Source organism: Pseudomonas sp. TSO6, from assembly GCF_056098905.1.
The window spans coordinates 354,429-378,276 of sequence record NZ_JBLZWV010000033.1 but is presented as its reverse complement, the minus strand read 5'-3'; the positions used below and the strand labels follow the sequence as shown (position 1 = coordinate 378,276).

General features: G+C 61.7%; 18 protein-coding genes. 9 read left to right on the top strand and 9 right to left on the bottom strand.

From position 1 onward, the window contains the following. The first annotated feature begins 9 nt into the window (after positions 1-9). From ACN6NG_RS14675 to ACN6NG_RS14645, 7 genes are all read left to right on the top strand, one after another. Positions 10-1,260: a helix-turn-helix transcriptional regulator gene (locus ACN6NG_RS14675; RefSeq protein WP_353457238.1), complete on the top strand. Its 1,251-nt coding sequence runs from the start codon at positions 10-12 to the stop codon at positions 1,258-1,260. A gap of 132 nt (positions 1,261-1,392) precedes the next feature. Next, positions 1,393-2,157, top strand: coding sequence for an SDR family oxidoreductase (locus tag ACN6NG_RS14670; RefSeq protein WP_059394832.1), 765 nt, complete (start codon positions 1,393-1,395; stop codon positions 2,155-2,157). Positions 2,158-2,180: 23 nt separating this feature from the next. Next, positions 2,181-3,014, top strand: coding sequence for an SDR family NAD(P)-dependent oxidoreductase (locus ACN6NG_RS14665; protein ID WP_063424326.1), 834 nt, complete (start codon positions 2,181-2,183; stop codon positions 3,012-3,014). A gap of 122 nt (positions 3,015-3,136) precedes the next feature. Next, complete coding sequence (locus ACN6NG_RS14660; RefSeq protein WP_016499746.1) at positions 3,137-4,174, top strand: 3-ketosteroid-9-alpha-monooxygenase, oxygenase component; 1,038 nt, start codon at positions 3,137-3,139, stop codon at positions 4,172-4,174. A gap of 24 nt (positions 4,175-4,198) precedes the next feature. Beyond that, positions 4,199-5,386, top strand: a complete 1,188-nt coding sequence (locus ACN6NG_RS14655; RefSeq protein ID WP_442120017.1) for an MFS transporter — start codon at positions 4,199-4,201, stop codon at positions 5,384-5,386. Positions 5,387-5,515: 129 nt separating this feature from the next. Beyond that, the gene (gene nfsA, locus ACN6NG_RS14650; RefSeq protein ID WP_474314692.1) at positions 5,516-6,337 is read left to right on the top strand and encodes an oxygen-insensitive NADPH nitroreductase; all 822 of its coding nucleotides are present in this window, start codon (positions 5,516-5,518) and stop codon (positions 6,335-6,337) included. A 101-nt stretch (positions 6,338-6,438) separates the two neighbouring features. After that, a complete protein-coding gene (locus tag ACN6NG_RS14645; protein ID WP_474314690.1) occupies positions 6,439-8,508 on the top strand; it encodes a hybrid sensor histidine kinase/response regulator in 2,070 nt (689 codons plus the stop codon). A gap of 39 nt (positions 8,509-8,547) precedes the next feature. Here the strand turns inward: ACN6NG_RS14645 and ACN6NG_RS14640 are convergent, their stop codons facing one another. The 3 genes from ACN6NG_RS14640 to ACN6NG_RS14630 form a co-directional block, all read right to left on the bottom strand. Beyond that, on the bottom strand, positions 8,548-10,119 hold the full coding sequence (locus ACN6NG_RS14640; protein WP_474314688.1) for a sensor domain-containing diguanylate cyclase: 1,572 nt from the start codon (positions 10,117-10,119) through the stop codon (positions 8,548-8,550). 461 nt (positions 10,120-10,580) lie between these two features. After that, positions 10,581-13,181 (bottom strand): bifunctional aconitate hydratase 2/2-methylisocitrate dehydratase, encoded by a 2,601-nt coding sequence (gene acnB, locus ACN6NG_RS14635; protein ID WP_474314686.1) that lies wholly within the window; start codon positions 13,179-13,181, stop codon positions 10,581-10,583. Positions 13,182-13,463: 282 nt separating this feature from the next. Beyond that, positions 13,464-14,042: a DUF2889 domain-containing protein gene (locus tag ACN6NG_RS14630; RefSeq protein WP_474314683.1), complete on the bottom strand. Its 579-nt coding sequence runs from the start codon at positions 14,040-14,042 to the stop codon at positions 13,464-13,466. A gap of 175 nt (positions 14,043-14,217) precedes the next feature. Here ACN6NG_RS14630 and ACN6NG_RS14625 point away from each other — a divergent pair, with 175 nt between their 5' ends. Together ACN6NG_RS14625 and ACN6NG_RS14620 are read left to right on the top strand one after the other, a co-directional pair. After that, entirely contained in the window at positions 14,218-15,315 is a 1,098-nt protein-coding gene (locus ACN6NG_RS14625; RefSeq protein WP_474314681.1) for a CaiB/BaiF CoA transferase family protein, read from the top strand. Positions 15,316-15,323: 8 nt separating this feature from the next. Beyond that, complete coding sequence (locus ACN6NG_RS14620; protein ID WP_474314678.1) at positions 15,324-16,205, top strand: MBL fold metallo-hydrolase; 882 nt, start codon at positions 15,324-15,326, stop codon at positions 16,203-16,205. A 31-nt stretch (positions 16,206-16,236) separates the two neighbouring features. Here ACN6NG_RS14620 and ACN6NG_RS14615 read toward each other — a convergent pair whose 3' ends face one another. The 6 genes from ACN6NG_RS14615 to ACN6NG_RS14590 all read right to left on the bottom strand — a co-directional run bounded on the left by ACN6NG_RS14615 (position 16,237) and on the right by ACN6NG_RS14590 (position 23,847). Beyond that, positions 16,237-17,061: an enoyl-CoA hydratase/isomerase family protein gene (locus tag ACN6NG_RS14615; RefSeq protein WP_474314677.1), complete on the bottom strand. Its 825-nt coding sequence runs from the start codon at positions 17,059-17,061 to the stop codon at positions 16,237-16,239. A 57-nt stretch (positions 17,062-17,118) separates the two neighbouring features. Next, on the bottom strand, positions 17,119-18,561 hold the full coding sequence (locus ACN6NG_RS14610) for a DUF1254 domain-containing protein (RefSeq protein WP_474314675.1): 1,443 nt from the start codon (positions 18,559-18,561) through the stop codon (positions 17,119-17,121). Positions 18,562-18,598: 37 nt separating this feature from the next. Beyond that, positions 18,599-20,071 carry a DUF1254 domain-containing protein gene (locus ACN6NG_RS14605; protein WP_081237949.1) on the bottom strand — a complete coding sequence of 491 codons (1,473 nt, stop codon included), beginning with the start codon at positions 20,069-20,071 and terminating at the stop codon, positions 18,599-18,601. Positions 20,072-20,129: 58 nt separating this feature from the next. Further along, positions 20,130-21,698 carry a long-chain-fatty-acid--CoA ligase gene (locus tag ACN6NG_RS14600; protein ID WP_063424315.1) on the bottom strand — a complete coding sequence of 523 codons (1,569 nt, stop codon included), beginning with the start codon at positions 21,696-21,698 and terminating at the stop codon, positions 20,130-20,132. Between the two features lie 90 nt (positions 21,699-21,788). Continuing rightward, positions 21,789-22,934, bottom strand: coding sequence for an acyl-CoA dehydrogenase family protein (locus ACN6NG_RS14595; RefSeq protein ID WP_063424314.1), 1,146 nt, complete (start codon positions 22,932-22,934; stop codon positions 21,789-21,791). 82 nt (positions 22,935-23,016) lie between these two features. Beyond that, a complete protein-coding gene (locus tag ACN6NG_RS14590; protein WP_063424313.1) occupies positions 23,017-23,847 on the bottom strand; it encodes an SDR family NAD(P)-dependent oxidoreductase in 831 nt (276 codons plus the stop codon). Position 23,848 lies beyond the last annotated feature (1 nt).

Genomic DNA, 23,848 nt, shown 5'->3' with positions numbered 1-23,848 from the left:
AGACGGGCGATGGGAAATTCCACCCTGGGGTTTGAAGCGCTGGCAGAAATGGGTATGGAGCTGGCGGAATATGACACGCTCATCGGCGAGTTCTATGACGGCTCGCTGAACCACAAGTTGATGGCCAAGACCTTGCGCCACGTACGCAGCCTGTACCAGGCCAATTACGTCACCTTGATCTTGAGAGTGCCAGAGCAACCGGACCTGGGCCTGATGATTGTCGTTGGTGACATCGAAGGCGAGGGGGAGGTGAGTTACTGGGCCTACCCACAAGCTGTCACCCCCTTCAGCAACCCGCCGATGGACCAGGTGTTCACCGTCGAAGACCTGATGACCGAAGCGGAGTGGGCCAATTCGGTCTACTACAAGACCTACGGAACCGTGCACGACACTTACCACATCATGGGTGCCGACGTTTCCACACCCGATGGCGGCAAGCTGCGCTTTCGCATCACCCGGCCCAAAGCCGCGCCGAAATTCACCGAATCCGAGCGCACCCTGTGCGAAATGATCCTGCCGCATTTGCGCCGTGCGATGCACGTGCACAACCTGCTCGACCGCAGCGAGTCGATCAGCGAACTGTATGCCCAGGCCATCAGCCGCTTGTCAGTGGCCACCATCGTGCTTGACCAGAATGGCAGCGTGCTGCGCCTCAACCCGGTGGCCAGCGAACTGCTGGAACAGGCGGACGGCCTGAAACTGGTGGGTGGGCGTCTTGAAGCCACCTATCCCAGCGACAACCGCGAACTGCAACGCCTGGTACGTAATGCCTTCGCGCGTGACGTCAACAGCGAAAAGGTCAGCACGGCGGCCGAAGCGATGTCGGTGGCCAGGCCATCGGGCCAGGTCAACCTGGGGGTAGTGATCGAGGCCATTCCTACCCAGGACTGGGCCGAGGGCAAGAGCAAACCTGCAGTGGTGGTATACATCCGCGACGCGGTGGGCCGCTCCATGGCTAGCGAAACGGTAACCAAGCAACTGTTCAACCTGACCCGGGCCGAAACCGCACTGGCCATGGAGCTGGCTAACGGCCTGTCGCTTGAAGAGGCCGCCGAAGTATTGAATGTGCGCCGCAACACCGCACGGGCGCATTTGCGCTCGATCTTTTCAAAGACGGGTGTGCGCCGCCAGACGGAGTTGGTGCGCATCATTCTCAACAGTGTGGTTGCCTTGGGAAAGCCCAAACTGGCAGCACTGCCAAACGATAAGCCGGAAAAACCGGTGTTGAAGCTGGCCACCCCGGCGCGCAATAGCGCCTGAACTTCGCCCGGCTTACCCGAACGCCCCGGTCCTGCTTGCAAGGCCGGGGCGTTTTAGTCCGTGCGGACGATGTTGTGGGGTTTGCGCGGCACCAATACTAGCCAGCACCACCATTCAACAAGGAGCAACGTTATGCCAGTTACAGCGGTCAGCGGTTCTGCATCCGGTATCGGCGCGGCAGTCTGCCAGGCGCTACGTGCCGCCGGGCACCGCATCATCGGCATCGACCGGGCAAATGCCGAGGTGATTGCCGACCTGTCCAGCGCAAGCGGGCGCCAGGCCGCCATCAGTGCGGTGCTCGAGCACTGCGACGGGGTGCTCGACGGCCTGGTGTGCTGCGCCGGGGTCGGCTCCAGCGCGGTGTCCGATACCATCGTGTCGGTCAACTACTTTGGCGTCTGTGAGCTGCTTGACGGCCTGGCCGATGCGTTGGCCAAGGGCGAGCGGCCAGCCGCTGTAGTGATCGGATCGATTGCGGCCACCCACGTCAGCCCCGATCAGCAGCCGATGATTGCGGCCATGCTCGCCGGCAACGAAGCGCTGGCACTGGAACACGCCAATACCTTGGGGCAGTCACATGTGGCCTATGCCAGCTCCAAATACGCCGTGACCTGCAATGCCCGTAGCAAGGCGGTTGCCTGGGCAAAACAAGGCATACGCCTGAATGTGGTGGCGCCTGGGGCAGTCGAGACGCCGCTGCACCAGGCGTCGCTGAACGATCCACGCTTTGCCAAGGCGGTCCGTGAGTTTGTCGCACCGCTGGGGCGCGCCGGCAACCCTGAGGAGATCGCCCAGGTCGTGGCATTCTTGCAGTCGACTCAAGCCAGTTTTGTCCACGGCACTGTGATGTTTGTAGATGGCGGTATGGATGCCATGGTTCGTCCGGCACGTTTCTAGCCTATGTCCACGTGAGAACAACAATGACCAAAGTGGCATTCATTACCGGGGCAAGCCGCGGTATCGGGCGCGAGACGGCATTGGCCTTTGCCCGGGCCGGGTTCGATGTGGCGATCAGTGCCCGCACTGTAGAGGAGGGCGAAAGCACCGCGCATCGGCTGTGCGACGCCCAGGGCGTGCCCCTGGCGGGCAGCCTCAACAGTACGGCAGCCGCGATCCGCGCCATGGGGCGCAAGGCGTTGGTGGTGCCTATGGATCTGCTCGACAGCGCCTCGGTACTGGCCGCCGGCCAGGCAGTACTGGCGGCGCTCGGGCGCATCGATGTGCTGATCAACAACGCCATCTACCAGGGCCGCGATCTCAACAGCGCATTCATGTCGCTGCAGCCGCAGACCATGCAGCGGGTATTCCAGGGTTATGTGCTGGCGCCGCTGTTACTGACCCAGACCGTGTTGCCCGGCATGCTCGAACGGGGCGCCGGGGTGGTGATCAACGTCACCTCCGGTGCCGGTGAAGGCGACCCGCCGGTGGCTGCCGTCGACGGCGGCTGGGGCTATGCCTACGGTGCGGGCAAGGCTGCGGTCTCCAGGGTTTCGGGGGTGCTTGCGGCCGAACTGGGCGAGCAGGGGATTCGCGCCTTTACGCTTAACCCGGGGGTGGTCACCACCGACGCGCTGAAGGCTACCATCGGCGAAAACGGCCTGCTGGCCCTGCGCATCGGCACTGCGCCTCCCCAGGTGCCGGCAGAGGTGATGGTGTGGCTGGCCACTCACGATCAGGCAGCGCGTTTTCAGCGGCGCACCATCGCCGCGCAGGCGTTTGCGCTGGAGCACGGCATCGTCGCCAACTGGCGATGAGCATTGGCTGAAGAAGTACTCGTGGTGCTCACCTAGTCCATGCGGAGGATGAGCACCGGCGGCTGCTCGGTGAAGATTGACCGGGCAAGTTACCGGGGATTTCCACACGAGGAACAATAACAATGACCAAGCTCGCAGCAATCAATGTCGAAACTGCTCTGGCCCCGCGCTTCGGCCGAGGCTGGCACTGCCTGGGTGAAGCGGCCGACTACCGTGATGGCCAGCTGCACACCCTGAATATCTTCGGCACGCGCTTGCTGGCATTTGCGACTTCCAGCGGCCAGATCAGCGTCATTGATGCGCATTGCCCGCACATGGGCGCCGACCTCTCGCGCGGCACCCTGGAAAATGACCGGGTGGTATGCCCCTTTCATCACTGGCAGTACGACGCCAGCGGCAAGTGCGTGGAGATCCCGTACTGCAAGCGTATCCCCCCGAAAGCCAAGACCCGCAGCTGGCTGACCTGTGAAGAAAACAACCTGCTGTTTGTCTGGAACAACCCGGAAGGCAAGGCGCCGGCAGACGGCGTGGTGATTCCTCATCTGCCGGAACAGGACAGTGACGAATGGCTGCACGACTGGCACATGGACAAGCTGATTATCGAAACCAACCCACGCGAACTGGTCGATAACCTGGCAGATGCCCAGCACTTCGGGCCGGTTCATGGCACGCCAACCAAGTATTTCGCCAACGTCTTCGAAGGGCACATTGCCCAGCAGATTTTCCATGGCGACTCCGAGCGCCTGGGCGGTGATCTGGTGGCCGAGTCGGCGTACTACGGACCAGCCACGCACTTTACCCGCATGCGCGCGGTGTTCGAGGGCATGGAAATCCACTCGATCCTGCTCAACTGCCATGTGCCGATCACCGCCAACAGTTTTGAGCTGCGGTTTGGCTGCATGGTGAAGAAGGTGCCGGGGTGGAGCGAAGAACAGAACCGGGAAATGGCCAAGGACTATGTGATGCGCAACCGCGAATCCTTTTACCAGGACGTGGATATCTGGGCGCACAAGATTCGGGTGAACAACCCGGTTCTGGCCGAAGGCGATGGCCCGGTCTATCAGCTGCGCGAATGGTACGAGCAGTTCTTCATGGACGAAGCCAGCGTACCGGCTGCCATGGCCGAGCGCCGCGAAATCATTACCGTCGGCCAGCGCTGAAAGCCACCCGAGCAGGAGAGAGCAATGAACATGAGTGGCCGTAATACACTGGCGATCATGCTGGCCGCCAGCTTCGCTTCGACGATTGGCGGCTTGCCGTTCAATACCTTGCCTATCCTGCTCGGGTCGATGGTCGACAGCCTGGGCTTTACTGTCGAACAGATCGGCCTGCTGGGCTCGGTGTGTTTTGCCGGCTACCTGCTCGGCACGCTGCTGGCAGTGGTGCTGATCGACCGCATGAACTGGCGCTGGTTGACCCTGGGTTGTGCGCTTGGCGCTGCGGCGGCATATGGGATGTCGTCCTGGCTGCCGGCCACGGCCCAGCTGCCGCTGTGGGCGGTGATCGGCTTTTTTGCTGCGCTCATGACCTGCCTGGGCATGCGCATCATGGGTGAAATGGCCAACAAGGAACGCGCCCTGGGCATGCGCCTGGGCATTGAACTGGGGGTGGTGGCCGCGGTGCTGTTCGCCCTGCCGTCGCTGGTGATTGCCTATTTCCATTACACCGGCGCGGCCTTGATGCTGGCTGCGATCATTCTGCTGTTGAGCCTCAGCGCGCTGGCATTGCCCAGGCGTCAGGACTTCATTCACGAAGCGCAGCAGGCGCAAACCGACTCGTTGCTAGCACGCTTCAGGTTCCCGCCGGCGGCTTATGCAGCGTTGGCATTTTTCTTCCTGTTCGGCGCCGGGCAGATTGGCCTCTGGGCGTTCCTTGAGCGCTTGGGCCATGGCCTGGCGTTGCAGCCGGCGGAACTGGGTGTCGTCTTCGCCGTGCTGAAACTGCTGGGCGGCGCAGCCGCGCTGGCCTTGGCGGTGGTGGGTGACCGCCTGGGCGTACGCGTGCCCCATCTTGTCGTGCTCGCGGTACTGGGTACCGGGCTGTTGTTACTGGGCAACGCCGAAGGCTTTTTGATGTATGCCGCGGGCGCCTGGATCTGGGAGGTCGGCTTTACCTGGGGCTGCGTCTACCAGACCGCAGCGATTGCGCGGCTGGATCGCAGCGGCCGCTCGATCATGCTGATCCCAGGGGCCTTTGCCCTGAGCTCCATGGCAGGTCCGGCCTTGGCCGGGCAACTGGTTGGTGAGGGCTTCGGCATGCTGTTATGGCTGGCGGCTGGCTGTGCGCTGATCCCGGTGCTGGCGTTTACCTGGCTGCTGGCGCAACGTTTGCAGGGCGCTGGCACTGGCTGCGCAGTGGGTGTACAGGCGTGACGGCTGACACTCAGCGAAGTGGTAAGGCTGGTCGAGACGCAGGCGGCAGGGGCGGAAAATGAAAAATTTCGGGGTAGCTGTGTGGTAAACGCCGAATTTTGATAGCCTCCTATCATTTTGGAGGCTTCTATGACAACCCACGCTCAGGCAAAACTCGCTGCACGCTATGGCGCACCGAACATTTCTGCGCTGCAACAATGGAATGACACCATCGACCAACTGCTCGAACACCGCAGCGTCAGGGCGTTCACTGACCAGCCTCTGCCCGAGGGTACGCTCGAGACTTTAATTGCTGCCGCGCAGTCCGCGTCCACATCATCCAACCTCCAGGTCTGGAGTGTGGTTGCGGTGCAAGAGGGGGATCGCAAAGGCCGCCTCTCGGCGCTGGCCGGCAACCAGCCCTACATCCATCAAGCGCCACTGTTCCTGGTCTGGCTTGCCGATTTGTCCCGCGTCTCGCGCATCGCAGACCAGCATGGGGTAGAGCTGGAGGCTTTGCCATACCTGGAAAGCCTGTTGCTCGGCACCATCGACGCAGCGCTTGCGGCCCAGAATGCGGTTGTTGCGTTGGAGTCGCTTGGGCTTGGAAGCGTGTACATCGGCGGTATTCGTAACGACATCGAAGCCGTTGCCAAGGAACTGCAACTGCCGCCTCAGGTCTATCCGGTGTTCGGCCTGTGCGTTGGCTATCCGTCGCCTGATCGGCCAGCCAAGGTGAAGCCGAGGCTGCCACAGGCAGCAGTGCTTCATCACGAAACGTACTCGGCTGCCGACGAGCAGGGCGTTCTAGCGGAATACGACAAGCGCCTGGGTGCTTTCTATCAAGGCGAAGGCATGAAGGCTTCAGGCTGGTCGGAGCAGGTGGTCAGCAGGCTGCGGAACGTTTCTAGCCTGCATGGGCGCGAGGAGCTGCTGGGGGAATTGAGCCGGATGGGCTTTGGGCTGCGCTGAACAGATCAGGTGAAGGGCTTTGCTCGCCATAGCTCGGCATCACACTCTAGAATCTTATCCATTGGCTTGTCGTTCATGTGCGTAAGCAAAAGAGGCAATATATGGATCGCGAAGGCGCCGGCTTTTCAGGAGAGCTGGATGCTCCCGCATTACCCAGTCAGGAGTCCGCGTTTCCGACAACCGCTTTGGAGCGCCTGCAGTTGGCGCTCGATGCGGGCGCGATCATTGGAACGTGGGTGTGGGATATTCGGCACAATCAGGTGACCGCGGATGAGCGGTTCTCGCGATCGTTCGGGCTTCCTGCAGATAAATGCCTGGCGGGTATTCCGATCGAGGAAGCTTTTGCCTCGATTCACCCTGACGACCGTGATCGTGTCTCTGCCGATATTCAGGAGGCGATGAGCCGTGGCGGCACCTACCGGTGTGAATACCGCGTCAGACAGGATGACGGCAGCTACCGCTGGATTGAGGCCAATGGCAGAGCTGAGCTTGACGAGGGGGGCGAGGCTGTTCGGTTCCCTGGCATCCTCATGGACATTGAGTCACGCCGGTCAGCAGAGGCTGAACGCGACAGGATGTCAGCGTTGCTGCGTACCTTCACGGCTGCTGTTCCGGGTGTTGTCTACGCAAAGGATCTCGAGGGGCGGCTGATTGTTGCAAATGATGGTGTCACCCAACTGGTTGGCAAGCCACCAGAGCTCTATCTGGGCAAAACCGACCTGGAGTTTCTGGAAGACAAGGCTCAGGCACGCCAGATCATGGAAACCGATCGTCATATCATGCATGGCGGGAAGGGCGCGCTGCAGATCGAAGAGCGTGTCGACATGCCGGATGGCACGGCTACCTACTGGCTTTCTGTCAAAGCCCCCCTGTGCGACGAAGCAGGCGAGGTCATCGGGCTGATCGGCTCGTCCATCGATGTCACCGCGCGAAGAAATGCCGAGGCGCAGTTGCTTGAGCTTAACCGCACCCTGGAAGCGAAGATCGAACAAGCCGTGGCCGAGCGGGAAGCGGCGCAGGCGGCGCTACGGCAATCGCAGAAGATGGAAGCGGTCGGTCAGCTGACCGGAGGTATCGCTCACGATTTCAACAACCTGCTCGCGGGCATCACCGGAAGCCTTGAACTGATCAAGCTTCGCTTGAAGCAGGGGCGCACTACTGACGTAGAACGTTACCTGACGGTGGCACAGGGTGCAGCACAAAGGGCGGCATCGCTGACCCATCGACTCCTGGCGTTCTCTCGCCGCCAGACGCTGATGCCTGTTCATACCGATGTGAATACCCTGATCAGCGACATGGAGGAGCTGATACGTCGGACGGTAGGGCCAGCAATACAACTCAAGGTCGAGCTCCATGCAACCCCAAGTACTTGCCTGGTGGATCCGGCTCAAGTAGAGAACTCACTGCTAAACCTGTGTATCAACGCGCGTGACGCACTGGAAGGCGGAGGATCGATCGCCATCAGGACGTACAACGAGGAGCTGGTACAAGGGGCAGATCTTGACCCCGAACTGTCACCCGGCACGTACTTCACGATCTGTGTTGCCGATGACGGGGTAGGCATGAGCGCTGAGACGTTAGCGCGTGCATTCGAGCCTTTCTTCACCACCAAGCCTGTGGGGGCGGGTACAGGGCTCGGCCTGTCCATGATCTATGGTTTCGCCAAGCAGTCTGGCGGGCAGGTTCGGATCGAGTCAGAAGTGGGCCAAGGCGCCCGCGTATATCTGCAGCTGCCCAGCCATAAGGTTGAGGTCGATGCTGCAGGTCGTGCCGAGCCATCGCCTGAGTCAGAACTGACCTCGTCAGGCGAAACGGTTTTGGTCGTCGATGATGAGCCTTCCGTCCGCATGTTTGTGAGTGAGTCGCTGGGCAGCTGCGGATACATCGTCATTGAGGCGACCGATAGCCTTGCGGGCCTTCAGTTGCTCCGCTCCGATACCCGCATCGATCTGCTTGTCACAGACATTGGCCTGCCAGGAGGAATCGACGGCAGGCAAATGGCCAATACCGGCCGCAGCTTCAGGCCGGGCCTTCCCGTCTTGTTCATGACCGGGTATGCGCAACCGAATATATTGGACAACGCCCAGCTAGAGCCCAACACGGCTGTGCTGACGAAACCTTTCACACTCGAAGCGTTGACGTTGAACGTAAATGCGTTACTCATGAATTGATGATGCATAAGACACGCAAGCACCGTATCTCTTGGGGCATCAGAGCGTTACCCGATCTTCGGCCACTACCCGGTTACGTCCATTCTGTTTGGCCAGGTACAAGCGCTCGTCAGCGCGCTTGAGGATGGCCGGGGCACTGGGGGTGTCTGCGTCCCGACAGGCCACACCGATGGAGATAGTCAAGGTGCCGATCTGCGCCACCGCTGTAGCGTTGAGCGTGGTGCGGATCCGCTCGGCGACCTCGCAGGCCGTGCTCAGCGCGGTGTTCGGCAGCAGCAGGCAGAACTCTTCGCCACCGGCCCGGCACGGCAGGTCCCCGGCCCGCGTGCAGTCGCGGATCACTTGCGCGACCCTTTGCAACGCCAGGTCACCCACATCGTGACCAAAGTTGTCGTTCACCCGCTTGAAGTGGTCGACGTCCAACGCCAGTGCCGAATACGTCTGTTGAGTTGCGTCGAGTGCCAGGAGTGCCGCGTTCATCGCACGCCGGTTGGCCAGGCCGGTCAACGGGTCGGTGTCGGCCGCGGCGTTCAAGCTGCCGATCTTCTGTTGCAGTTGCTGCGACTGCACTACCAGCGCCTGGCGGATCGCCGCTGCCTCGGCGTACCAGGCGTTGATCGCGGACAGTTCAGCGGTGGCATTCGGCGTCGAAAGGTCGATGGCATGGCCGGCCAGCGCGCGCAGGGGGCGAGTGATCAGCATGACGCCCAGCAGTATCAGGGCCAGACCGATTACCCCAGCCGGGATGATCCTGACCAGCATGTCGCGCATCAGCTTGCCCAGTGGCGCCAGTGCTTGTTCCCGGGGTTGTTGGACGACCACGGCCCAGTTGGAGCCCTGCACGTGTGCGAACCCGGCGAGCATCGGCACCTTATGGTAGTTGACCGTCTCCAGCGTGCCGCTGTCACCGAGCAGGGCCTTGTCCACCGTCTCGCTCCAGCCGAGCACTTCACCGATTCGCTGCTGATCGGGGTGGTAGAGCAATCGGCGGTTGCCATCGGCGACGAAGGCGAAGGCACCATCGAGGTGGTGTTCACCAATCAACGAATGCATCACGCCACGCTGTTGCAAGAACACGGAGCCGCCGACCAGCCCGAGATACTCGCCTGTGGGGCTGAAGACAGGCTGGGAGACGAAGACGATCAGCTTGTCGCTGGTTGAGGTAAAAGCCTGGCTGACCATGGGCCGACGCACCTTGAGCGCTTGGTGTAGTTCGTCGGAGCTGACCGTCGAACCGATCGGCACCGCAGGCGGGTAAGCCTGCAGTACCTTGCCCGCAGGGTCGGTGATCAGCACGGTGTTCAACTCCGAGTCCTGGGCCTGCAGGCGGCGTGCTTCTTCCTCGAGCAACGCTCGATTGGCAAAGTCGTTGCCCAGGCGTTGGCTGCTGTACTTCAGGCGTTCATTGACCGAGTACAGAAACTGATCGATGCTCGATGCGACCTTGAAGGCATAGGCACGGTTGGCCTCCAGTGCCGAATGCACCAGCGCATCGCGTTGCACACTGTAGGCCGTGATCAGGCTGTTGCAGAGGGTACTCAGCACGGCGAGCAGGACAAAGCCAAGAACCAGGCCACGCAGGCCGATACGCGATGACAGCACCTTGCTCATGAGTACGCCTCGTCCCTCGATAGCTGGAAAGTTCGGCACAAGCTTAGACGGGTATTGCCGGGCAGGCGGGCTTTGGATAGCCACTGTGCTAGTGCGGTAGCCGTTTTTGCAGGATCCACACCAGACTCTTTTCCTGCTCCTGTTCCAGCGCTGCAGAAAGCGCCGTACGAGAGTGCATCGCCGGCAGCGCTGGACCAGGCCGACGCCACCGTAAAATGCACCTAGGTTGGACCTTTTGGAAGAGCAAATACATGATGTTTTCCACGAAACCTCCCACCGCACATGTTTGCGTGAATCTGACAGCGGATGCTGCTTTGCTGCCATCTTCACCCGAGCGGTGCAGTGGGGGGACCGAGCAATCACGAAAATGATGTAGTGAATGCACTACGGGGCGATGCTTATCCGAGCAACGGATAAACGCTGAACATCATCGTGATGACGGCGTTTACCCAGGACGTGACTCAGACCTGCACCAGGGCAATCCTGGCTTGCTCGGCACCTTCACGAAATGCCTCGACCTTGTCGAAACTCAGGTAACGGTACACCTCCGCCGCCATGCCATCGAGGTCCTGCGCATAAGCCATGTACTGCTCGACGCTAGGTATCGCACCCAGAATTGAGGCAACGGCAGCCAGTTCGGCCGAAGCGAGGTAGACATTGGCCCCGTCGCCCAAGCGGTTGGGGAAGTTGCGTGTCGAGGTAGACACCACCGTGGCATTTGCGGCCACCCGCGCCTGGTTGCCCATGCACAGCGAGCAACCCGGCATCTCCATACGCGCACCTGCGTTGCCGTAGATGCCGTAGTAGCCTTCTTCGGTCAGCTGTTGAGCGTCCATCCGGGTGGGTGGGGCAAGCCATAAACGGGTCGGCAGCGCGCTTCTGACCTTGGCCAATAGCTTGCCCGCGGCGCGGAAGTGGCCGATGTTGGTCATGCAGGAACCGATGAACACTTCGTCGACCGGGTGGCCCTGGACGTCGGACAGCAGACGCGCGTCATCCGGATCGTTCGGTGCACAGACGATAGGCTGGTTGATCTCGGCAAGGTCGATTTCGATGATTTCAGCGTACTCCGCGTCCGCGTCGGCCTCCAGCAGCACCGGGTTGGCAAGCCAGGCCTCCATTGCCTGGGCGCGACGCTCCAGGCTGCGGGCGTCGCCATAGCCTGCGCTGATCATCCAGCGCAGCAGGGTGATGTTCGACGTCAGGTACTCGGCAATGGCCTTTTCCGGCAGCTTGATGGTGCAGGCGGCTGCAGAGCGTTCAGCGGAGGCGTCAGACAGTTCGAATGCTTGCTCGACGGTCAGGTCTTCCAGTCCTTCGATCTCCAGGATGCAGCCGGAGAACACGTTGATCTTGCCTTTCTTTTTGACGCTCAGCAGGCCCCTCTTGATCGCGTAGTACGGGATCGCGTGCACCAAGTCCCGTAGGGTGATGCCAGGCTGGACCTTGCCTTTGAAGCGCACCAGCACCGATTCCGGCATGTCCAGCGGCATGACCCCGGTGGCTGCGGCAAAGGCGATCAGCCCCGAACCTGCCGGGAACGAGATACCGAGGGGGAACCGGGTGTGCGAATCGCCTCCGGTGCCGACTGTATCTGGCAGCAGCATGCGGTTTAGCCAGCTATGGATGATGCCGTCACCGACCTTCAGCGAGACGCCGCCGCGGGTGCGCATGAAGTCTGGCAGGGTATGGTGGGTGTTTACATCCACAGGCTTGGGATAGGCCGCGGTGTGGCAGAACGATTGCATCACCAGGTCGGCGGAGAACCCCAGGCACGCCAGGTCCTTGAGCTCGTCACGGGTCATGGGGCCGGTGGTGTCCTGTGAGCCGACCGTGGTCATTTTCGGTTCACAGTAGGTACCCGGGCGGATGCCGGCCACGCCGCAGGCCTTGCCGACTATCTTCTGCGCAAGGCTGTAGCCTTTGCCGGTGTCTGCCGGTGCCTGCAATTGCTGGAACAGCGAGGAAGGGGGTAGCCCCAGAGCGAGGCGGGCCTTGTCGGTCAATGCGCGCCCAATGATCAGCGCGATACGCCCGCCGGCGCGCACCTCGTCGAGCAGTACCGGCGTCTTCAGCGCAAAGGTGCTGAGGACGTCGTTGCTGCCATGCCGGCAGACCTTCCCTGCGTGGGGGTAGACATCTATCAGGTCACCCATGTGCAGGTTGGCGACGTCGAACTCGATCGGAAGGGCGCCTGCATCTTCCAGGGTGTTGTAGAAGATCGGCGCAATCTTGTTGGCGAAGCAGAAACCCGCGCCACGTTTGTTCGGCACCCAGGGGATGTCCTCACCGAAAAACCACAGCAGCGAGTTGCTGGCGGACTTGCGCGAAGAACCGGTACCTACGACATCACCGACGTAGACGATGGGGATGCCTTGTGCCCGCATGGCTTCGATCTGTCGCATCGGCCCGATGACACCGGGCAGGTCGGGCTCGATACCGTCACGGGCCATTTTCAGCATGGCCAGTGCGTGCAAGGGGATATCGGGACGCGACCATGCATCCGGCGCTGGCGAAAGGTCGTCGGTGTTGGTTTCACCGGTGACCTTGAATACCCGCAAGGTGATTTTTTCCGGCAGGCACGGGCGACGGCTGAACCACTCGCCGTCGGCCCAAGAGTGCAACACGGCCAGGGCCTGCCGGTTACCCGCGCTGGCCTTGGCAGTCACATCGTGAAAGGCGTCGAACATCAGTAGCGTGTGCTTGAGCTGCTCGGCGGCCACCGGCGCCAGTTCGGTGTCATCCAGCAGCTCGACCAGGGTGGCGATGTTGTAGCCGCCCTGCATGGTACCCAGCAGCTCGACGGCGCGTCGTTTGTCAATTAGGGGAGAAGCCGCCTCATCCCTGGCGACAGCGGCAAGAAAGGCTGCTTTGACGTAAGCGGCTTCATCAACGCCCGCGGGCACGCGCTGGCTGATCAGGTCGATGAGGGTTGATTCTTGGCCTGCCGGTGGACGCTTGAGCAGCTCGATCAGACCTGCGGTCTGTTCGGCATTCAAGGCCAGGGGGGGCAGGCCCTCTTCGGCACGTTGGTGGACGTGGCGGGCATAGGCTTCGAGCACGGGAAATCTCCTGTTGGCGCACCTGGCAGCGTTTACGGGAGCAAGGCCGGGATGGCATTGAGCCGGGCCAGGATAAAAAAAGCGGGGGGCAGACTTTCAGCCATCGAGAGTGACCACTCCGTAGACCACCGAAAGACTGCCTGCCCCCCGCAAAAACCTGGATTGTGGGATCGGTATGCGACCGGTCGGGTACTGGGATGAGCGATCGCGTGCGCTGAATCCTGCAGGAAAGTAGCACTGCGAATACCGGTCGCCTGCTACCCGAATCGGGTGGGCAACGGGTTATCTTGCCTCAGGCGGTGGCGGTGTCTGCGGCCAGATCAGCCGTACCGCATCACCTTCTGAACGGTAGGCATGGCAGGTATCGATGACCCAAGGCCGGGGCACCAGGTAGCCTGGGTTATCGTCATGCTTTTGCTGTTCAGCCTTGTGCTTGAGAAAAAAGGTGGTCTGGTAGGCGGTGGTGGCCATCGGGCCGAGCAATTCGGTCAAATGTGTACAGCCAAGGACACCGCCGACTTTCTGTATGACGCGCTTTTTGAACCCGGCCCCGATCTTTATCCCAACCAGTTGGTCATAGGCCGCGTTAATCTCGTGGCAGTAGGGGGTGGGCCCCGCTTCGGTGCTGGCTTCAACGCCATGGATTATGAGGTCCAGGTCAATGACCAGGGTGAGGTGCATCTGGTGGATCGGCTCGCCCGCGCGTATGTATTTGAATGCCATGTCGCTGTCATCGGCCTTGCTGTCGGTCAGGCGGCCTTCGATTTCATACAGACCATCGCTGCGCTCGTAGCCGGTACAGACCACCTGGCGAGTGTGCAGCAGCCGGCGAGTAGGGCGTTCAGATGGCGGACTTTTCATACGCGATACCTTGTCATGAAGGGGGAGGCTGGCTCGACGATCTGCAATTGTGCGGATGCAGCAGTCGTTGCAACACCACCTCTCCTGGGTTGGGTTCAAGCCACAGCGATTGATCTACGCTGCCCACCTATGGTGTTACCTACGCCAAAGCCAGAACAAAAAAGGAGTGCGTCCCATGTTGTCGGGTATCAAGGTCGTTGAGATTTGCGGTATTGGCCCTGGGCCATTTTGTGCCATGCACCTGGCTGACCTCGGCGCCGATGTGATCGCCGTCGAACGTGCCGACCAGGGCGCAGGCCGCACGAACCTGATCAATCGCGGCAAACGTTCGGTCGCCGCAGACCTCAAGAGCGTCGAAGGTCGTGAGCTGGTACTGCGCCTGATCGAGGACGCAGACATCCTGATCGAAGGGATGCGTCCGGGTGTGATGGAGCGCCTGGGGCTGGGGCCGGATGTTTGCCGCGCCCGCAACCCCCGGCTGGTGTTTGGGCGCATGACCGGCTGGGGGCAGCATGGCCCGATGGCCCAGGCAGCCGGGCACGATAACAACTATATCGCGCTGTCCGGCGCGCTCTACCACAATGGCGGGGGGAGCGAACCGCCGAGCACGGCCATTACCTTGCTCGGCGACATCGGCGGTGGCGCCCTTTACCTGGCCGTGGGCCTGTTGGCGGGTGTACTAAATGCTCGCCAGACCGGGCAGGGCACGGTGGTCGACGCGGCCATCCTGGACGGCTCGGCGCACATGATGCAGCTCATGCTATCGACCCGAAATGCCGGTTTTTTTGGCAACGGTTTCCAGCGCGGCAACAACCTGCACGACAGCTCGCATTTCTATTCGACCTATCGCTGCGCGGACGGTGAGTTCATCACCCTGGGGTCGATCGAGCCACAGTTCTACGGCCTGCTGCTCGAAAAACTGGACCTAAAGGATGACCCGCGTTTTGCCCGACAATGGGATAACAAGCACTGGAGCGAGATGCACGGCCACTTCGTCGAGCTATTCAACACCCGCACCCGCGCGCAATGGTGTGAGCTACTGGAGTACACCGATGTCTGTTTCGCCCCGGTACTGAACCCTGGCGAAGCGGCGCTGCACCCGCATAATGTCGCCCGTCAGGTGTACTTCGAACGCGACGACATGCTGCAGACCGTGGCTGCCCCGCGTTTTGACGACAAGGTCGTGGTGCCTGGCCCGATCCCGGCTTTCGGTGAACATACCGAGCAGGTGCAGGCCGCGCTTAGCGACTCAGCAGCGTCGGTCTGGCGGTGAGTTCAGGCATGTCCCCAAGGATCGTGGTGCCTTGTCGGCTGACCAGCATGGTGGGCGCCACCCGACAGCTCGACGGGGGTGTGCTTTTTGGCAGTACGCCTCGTCGGCGCTGGGCCCAGTGGCTTCAGCCCGACCAGCACAACCTGGTCGAGCTGCCCTCGCGAGCCCTGTTGGTTCAGGAACAGGGCCGCAATATTCTCGTGCTGGCGGGCAGCGAGTTGCTCTTGCCGTCAGCGCCACGCAGCTGCAGTTGCCAGCCCAGGCCCGTCAGCCTGCTGGACGGCCTGGCCAGGCTCGGGCTTGGCGAGAATGATATCGACCTTGTGCTACTCACTCACCTGCAGGCCTGGCCATCACCCGCGCTGAGCCGTTTGATCGACGACGGCGGTGTCCTCCGGGTGTTGTTCCCACGGGCACGTTACCTGACGGGCATGGAGCACTGGCGCAGAGCCCTGCACCCGCACCCGCACGATCGCAGTCGATTCATTCCGTGGTTGCTTCGCCAGCTCGAACACAGCGGTCGGCTGGTGTTGGCCGGAGAGGGGACGAGCCCGTACCTGGGCAGCGGTTGGCACCTGCACCTGAGCGATGGCCATACTCGAGGGCAGTTGTTGCCGGAAATCACCCTGCCCGGAGGGCCGCTGCTGTTCGCCGGCGATCTGATCCCGGCCAGCCCCTGGCTCGACTTGTCGGTTACCAGTGGCTGCGATCGCAACCCCGAGGCGTTGATCGGGGAAAAAGAACGCCTGCTCGATTACCTGGTGCACAACCGTGGACGGTTGTTCTTGCCGCGCGACCCGCAGCACGCAATCGTTCGGGTATTGCGCGACCGGCAATCACGTTACGCCGCTTACGATCACACTGAAAGTTACAGTCGCCAAGAGGCGTAGCCCGGGGCACAGGCCCCAGGCTTTTGGTTGATCAGGTGGTTTTGTGGTGTTTTGCGGCTTGTTCCTGGCGAAACCTTTCAAAGACTGCCTGCATTTCATGCGAGCGCGCCGCCAGTGCTTGCGTGCGGTTTTCGAGCTCGATGGCTGCCTGTAGCGAAGGGGAGTCGACGTTCAACTGCAGGCCTTGCTTGGTAAGGCGCATGGCGAAGGCTGAATTGCGGGCTATCTCACGCGCGAGTCCATAGGCCGTATCGAGCAGTTCATCAGGGCCGACCACATGGTTGACCAGGCCGATCCTGCTGGCCGTTTGTGCATCGAGGATACGACCGGTCAACATCAGTTCGCTGGCATGCGCCAGACCCACGATGCGCGGCAACAGCCATGACATGCCGACGTCGCAGGCAGACAGGCCCAGACGCACGAATGCAACACCGAAGCGGGCGCGCTCGCTGGCCACCCGGATGTCTGCGACCAGTGCCAGCGCCAGCCCGCCACCGGTAGCAGCGCCATTGACCGCGGCAATCAATGGTTTGGACATCAGGCGCAGAGTGCTGACCGCGCTACCGGCCAGCTCCTGGATCTGCATGTAGGCCTCTATGCTCAGGCTCGATAAACGCCCGGCCACTTCCAGGTCCAGGCCTGCGCAAAACCCACGGCCTTGGCCGGTAAGGATCAACGCTCGTACCTGGGGGTCGGCTTCGGCGATCTTCGCCATCTGCTTGAGCTCCTCGAACATCTCCAAGTCGATGGCGTTAAGGCTTTCCGGGCGATCGAGGGTGACAAGGACGATACCATCGGCATCGGGCCCGCTGATCTGCAGACGCGTGAATGCCGTACAAGCGAGTGAGTCGCTCATTGTTCAATACTCCATTGGCAGGTTAGGGCAGGTAGGGGAACCGTGTCGGTGACGCGGTCAGTCGATCGCTTCCAGGTCATTGAGCACCCAACTGCGGTCCTTGATGGCAGGCTTGGGGCCGTAGATGCGAAAGAGGGTGAAGAAGCGCTGGCCCGGCTGGGTACTGATCCAGTTGCTCTCATGCCCGGGCGGTGGCTCGGGCGCGAAATACAGGTCCACACTGCCATCCGCATTGCGTTTCAGGCGCTGATCGTAGGAGTCGAGGCCGACCACTGTGGCTTGGCGGATGAAGCCCCCGGTGCTTGCATCATAGGCGTCAACAGACCAGAACTCCTCGGCCGGCGCATCGGCAGGGATGCGCAGACGATAGCGCTTGCTCCCCTCAAGGGGCTGGCCTCTCGCCGTCTCGTAGCTTTTCATGTAGACATGCGGCGACGGTGGTACGACGGGGCCAAACATGGCGAACCAGGCAAAGGCGCGCTCGTCCAACAGCAGCCCTTGATCGGGCAGCACGAAGGTGACGTTGGAGGGCAGGGTCGTCTGGGGGTTGGCCAAGGTTCGCCACCGCCGCCGCTCACCCCAGACGGCCAGCCCGGATTGCCTGTAGCCCTCCATCATGTACGCCCGAGCCTGCCGCGCGGCGAGGGTGAGCATCTGTCGACGCTGCGCGTCGGGTTTGAAGTCCAAAGTCTTGCCGATGTCCAGTGAGCGCAACTGGCCCATGATTGCAACGTCGCGCTCTTGCAAGGGCTCTTCCTTGACCATTTCAGCCAAAGAGTCGTAAAAGCTGTCGTCGTAGTGGGCGATGGCGTCATAGACCCTGTCAGCCATGTCGATGTAGCGATTTTCTGGCGGGCTGTCGGCGCTACCCAGCGGATAGACCTTAAGGCCCTTGAGGTAGCCGACGCCGTCGGCCAGGTCGCTGTCGGCAGTGGAGCGGCTGATTACCCGCAGCAGGCTGTAGTTGTTGAAGGTTTTGCTTTGCACGGCCAGGTAGCCGGGCGGAACTGGTCCCTGGTAACCGGGCGGCAGGATCAGGTAGCGCCCGCCCTTGCCCTGATCCTGGCCTTTGTTTCCAACGTTGACCATCGGTGTGGTCCAAGCGTCGATCAACGTGCCGTACAGGCCTGCCTGGCGGGTCGCGGGGATGTCGACTACCACCGGCCCCTCCTTCAAGTTGACGAAGAACATCACATAGAGCGTGGAGTGGTTAGGTGTGGTGGTCTGGTTGCGCCAGTCCGATGGGCGCGACCAGAACATGATGTCGTTATACCGGGCATTGGCGTTGCGAAAATACGCCTGGCGCATCGCATCGAAGTTGACCAGGGGCATGCCCCATAGAGCTGCTTCCAGAGCGCGTCCCTCCAGTACCCGGGTGGCAACGTCGGTCGGGCTGGCCGACGCAGGTGCTTTTTGCAGCACTACCGGCACCAAAGCGAGCAAGCCAAGGATCGCCGCAACCTTGGCGCGGCGAACGGGGAAATATCCATAAGTGCTCATGACGGAACCTTTACCTCGCAGAGTCGGTATGGCCGGATCAGTTCACCGGGCTGAAATCACCGGGTTTCCAGGCACCGTCGAAGGCTGGTTTGTCCGGGCCATAGATGCGCAAGTAGGCGAACCAGCCCCTGCCAGGTGTGGTCTGGATCCAGTGGCTGGCCTTGCCCGGGGGCGCGGTCGGGCCGAAATACAGCTCGGCAGTGCCGCTCTGCTCTTGGTCCTTGAGCTCCTCCAGCGAGCGCAGTGCTGCCTTGGCCTGCGGCGTTTCGATCTGCGAACGGGTCTGGCTGTCGTAGACCGTCACCGACCAGAACAGCTTGGCCGGCAGCGGCAACGGCACGCTCAGGGTGTATGACTTGCCTCCATCGAGGTACTCCCCCTGGGCATCACGGCTGCCTAGCCAGTACAGGGAGCCTGCGCCCGGTGCACGCCGGAACATCGCCGGTGAGGCGATCATGGCCTGGTAGAACCACTTCTCCCTGGCCACCAAGTCGGTGTAGTCGGGGGTCGAGAAGGTACCGTTTTCTGGACGCAGCACTGCCCACTCCCACTGGCGATCAGGCCAGACCACCCGGTCTGGTCGGCGATCGGCAAGCGACTGCACGCGCATCTGCACAGCGCCCGTCTGGGCGGCCTGGGTAAGGATCCGCTGCATGCGGGCATCAGGCGCGAATGGCTGGCCCTTGATGATCCCCAGTGCTGCCAACTCGCCGTAGTAGTTGCGATAGGCTGGGTTGGCAGGTTCGCTGTCCAGCAGGGCATGCAGGGTACGCCAGTACCCCAGGTTGTCCTCGATCTTTAGCGGCGTCAGGTCGGCGGCATGCGCGCTCAGGTCGACCCATTTCGGCGGCGTCCAGCCCGCAGGCGGCTTCAGTGGATGAATGGCCACGGTTTTCATCCGCTCGATGGCGCCCGCGGTATCGCCCTTGAGCGGTAGCGCCCGCAGCAACAACATGAGCTTGTGGGTGGTCGAGTGCCCAACGAAAAACCCCGCTGGGATTGGGCCGTCATAGCCGGGAGGAAGCAGCAGGTGCTTGCCGCCCTTGCCGGCGTCCGGGCCGGGCACGCCGAGGTCCATAACCCAGCTCTGGTTCAGGTCGTTGGCAACGCTCATGATCGGCCCCGGCGGGACTTCCACCACCATGGGCCCGGCACTCAGGTCGATCAGAGCGCCGGCATAAGGCGTGTCGGAATTGGCGGTGAGCACCCGTTTCTCGGGGCTTCCCTGCAGCAGGGCGAAGACCTTGTTGGGGCGCATGCCGTCGGCGATGTTTGCCTGCCACAGGTTCATCATTGCTACATTGGGGTAGAAGAACCGATAGGCCTGGACTGCGCGGTTCAGGTCGATGTCGTCATACACCTGGTTGATGGTGGCCCTGGTCGGGTAACCATTGTGCAACGCGTAGGGCTGCGAGGCTGGTTGTGCCCAGGACAAGTGCGGGGCGCCCAGGCCGAGTAGTGCCAGGGCGCATAGGGTACGGCGATGGGGTACGGCAAAGCGTATTGTCATTATTAGGGCTCCGCATGGGGCAGGCTCGCCCCCTGCGCATCCGGCAGAGGGCGCAGGGTCAGGCGATATTTCGCTGGTGGCCTTTCCAGAAGGCCATGCGCAACTCGTTCTTGAGCACTTTGCCGACACTGGACAGCGGCAAGGTCTCGCGGAACTCGACGCTGCGCGGGCACTTGTAGCCGGCAATGCGTTCGCGGCAATAGGCGATGATCTCTTCGCTGCTGGCGACGGTGCCGGCCTTGAGAATGATGACCGCGTGCACGCTCTCGCCCCATTTCTGGCAAGGAATGCCGATGGCCGCTATCTGGGCCACGGCCGGGTGGCTGGCGATGGCAGTTTCGACCTCGGCGCTGTAGATGTTCTCGCCGCCGCTGACGATCATGTCCTTCAGGCGGTCGCAAACATGAATGAAGCCGTCTTCATCCATGTAACCGCCGTCGCCGGTATGCATCCAGCCATTGCGCAGCGCCTGGGCGGTCTCCAGCGGTTTGTTCAGGTAGCCAAGCATCACGTTCGGCCCACGGACCACGATCTCCCCCACCGTGCCGCGCGGTAGTTCGTTGTCGTCGGCATCGACGATACGTACCTCCACACACACCGCCGGGCGGCCCGCCGAGTACATCTTGCCGCTCAGATGGTGTTCATGGGAGTGGTATTCCGGGGCCAGCATGGTGGCCATCGGTGCGAGCTCGGTCATGCCGTAGCCTTGAAAGAACCCGGCGGACGGAAAGGCTTGGCGGGCGCGGTCGAGCAGTGCCGGGGTGATCGGCGAGGCGCCATAGCCGATGCAGCTGAGCGAGCCAAGGTCCAGCTTGCCGGCTTCGGGGCAGCTGTCGCGGCTGTCCAGCAGCATCTGGATCATGGTCGGGGCAAGCAGGATCTCGTTGATACGTTCCTGGGCAATGGTTTCGAGCACGGTCCTTGGGATGAAGGAGGGCAGGACGACGTGGGTGCCACCGCTGAAGAACAGCGCGGTCATGGCCGCAAAGTCGGCCAGGTGGAACATCGGCATCACGTGCAGGAACACCGCTGAGGGTCCATAGCTGCCATTGTTCAACGTGGCCAATGCCGAGAAGGCGACATTGGTATGGCTGAGCATTACCCCTTTTGGGAAACCGGTTGTGCCGCCGGTGTAGAAGATCCCCAGTAGTTGATCACCGCTGCGGCGTGCATCTTCAATCGGCGTCGCGGCCGCCAGCAAGGCTTCGTAGTCGAGCATGCCCGCGGGCGTTTCGCCATCACCGGCATAAATCAAGGTGCGGATGCTGCTGGTCTGGGCTGCGACTTTGCTGCCCAGTTCCTTGAACGTCTCATCGACGATAAGCACCGAAGTCTCGGAATCTTCCAGCGAATAGATGATCTCCGCCGCGCTCCAGCGGATGTTCACCGGGTTCAGCACGGCGTCAGCCCAGGGTACCCCCAGGTAATACTCGATATAGCGCTGCGAGTTGAGCGACAGCATCGCAACGCGATCGCCACGGCCGACACCCAACCCCTGGAGGACGCACGCCAGGCGTGCCACGCGGTCGGCGAGCTGCGCGTAGCTGATGCTGCGGCCCGCATAACGCACAGCGGTAGCGTGTGGCCTGGCTTGCAGGTGACGGTGCAAACCTTGAGTGATGTACATGGGCTACTCCAATCTTGTTGTTATCGTTGGTAGTTGTATCGTCACAATTGCGCCTGTCGGCAGACGCCCTCCCTGGCAGGAACGGCTAGTTCAGAGGGAGCGCCCCACCAGCTCGCGCTGGATCTCGTTGGCACCGCCATAAATCTGCGCAACGCGGGCATCTGCCCACATCCGTGCAATGGGATATTCGTTCATGTAGCCATAGCCGCCGAAGAACTGCAGGCAGCGGTCGAGTACTTCACTGTTGCGCTCGGTGAGCCAGAACTTGCCCATCGAAGCGGTCGCCGAATCCAGTTTGCCATCGACCCATTGCTGGATGAGATGGTCGCAGAATGTACGCGAGGCCAGGACCGTAGCCTTGACGTCGGCCAGGGTGAAGCGGGTGTTCTGGAAGTCGAGCACGGCCTTGCCGAACACCTTGCGGTCGCGGGTGTATTCCAGGGTCAGTGCCAGTGCACGCTCCATCTGGGCGGCAGCGCACATGCCAATCTGCGCACGCTCGTAGGGGAGTTGCTTCATCAGGGTATAGAAGCCTTGGCCCTCGACACCGCCCAGCAGGCAGTCTGCACCCACTTCGACATCATCGAAGTACATTTCCGAGGTGTCGGAGGACTGCAGACCGACCTTGTCCAGGCATTTGCCGCGACGAAAGCCCGGGAGGCGGGTGTCTACCAGAAAGATCGAAACGCCTTTGGACCCGGCACCCTGGTCGGTCTTGGCGACTACGGCCACCATGTCACTGAGCTGACCATTAGTAATGAAGGTCTTGGCGCCATTGATAATGTACCGGTCACCCTGCCTGACGGCGCGAGTACGCACGGCCTGCAGGTCGGAGCCGGTACCGGGCTCGGTCATGGCTACCGAGCAGATGACTTCACCCGAGGCAATCCGCGGCAGCCAATGAAGCTTTTGCGCCTCGGTACCGTCGTCGAGAATGTAATGGCCGACGATATGGTTGATGGTAAGTCCCAGGCCGGACACGCCTGCGTAGTTGAGTTCGTTGATCACGGCAGCGACGTGTGCGGCGTTACCGCCTGCACCGCCGTACTCAAGCGGCACGTCGGGCAAAATCATGCCCATTTCGCCGCAGGCCAGCCAGGACTGGCGGTCCGCCTGATGCTGTTCACGCCAGGTCTCTTCGCGCGGGGCAAGGGTCTGGGTCACGAAGCGCCGCACACTGTCGGCGAAAGGTTGTACGTCTTCGGTCATCCACGGTGAACGGTAGTTTTCCAGCATGGCATTTCCTCTGAATCAGCGAAAGTTCAAGGCAGATCACGCCTGCCCCATGGGGCAGGCGTGACGGGAAAGGCCGCGTCGATCAGAGACTGCCCATTCCGCCACCACAGACCAGGGTCTGGCCAGAAACGTAATTGGCCTCCGGCAGGCAAAGCATGACAACGGAGCCTGCGGCCTCGTCTGCCGTTCCTGGACGTCCCAGCGGGATGTTCTGGCTGGCACCGTCGATCATCGCCTGCTGTACGCCAACCTTGATCTGGCGGCCTTCGATATCCACGGTCTTGCTCTCGGCGCCGGCAAGCGCCTGGGTAAGACGTGTATCGATAAAGCCGAACGCTACGGCGTTGACACAAACCTTCATCCGCCCCCATTCACGTGCCAGGGTCTTGGTCATCCCCAGTACACCGGCCTTGGCCGACGAGTAGTTGGTCTGGCCGGCGTTGCCGCCAGCAGCCACCGACGAAATGTTCACCACCCGGCGGAATACTTCCTTGCCTTCGGCCGCTTCTTTCTTGGCCTGCGCACTGATGATCGGCTGCGCCGCGCGCAGGATACGGAACGGCGCGGTCAAGTGACAGTCGACGATCGCATACCACTGTTCGTCGGTCATCTTCTGGATCACGTTGTCCCAGGTGTAGCCGGCGTTGTTGATGATGATGTCGATGGCACCGTAGTTCTGCACCGCGGTCTGCACGAACCGATCGGCAAAATCGACAGCAGTGACACTGCCAACGCAGGCAACGGCTTCGCCACCGGCGTTGCGAATCTCTGCCACGACCTCTTCGGCAGGGCCAGCGTCCAGGTCGTTGACGACCACACGGGCGCCATAGGCGGCCAGTTGCAGGGCGACGCTGCGGCCAATGCCACGACCGGAGCCGGTGACCAGGGCGACTTTACCTTCGAGCTTTTTCATC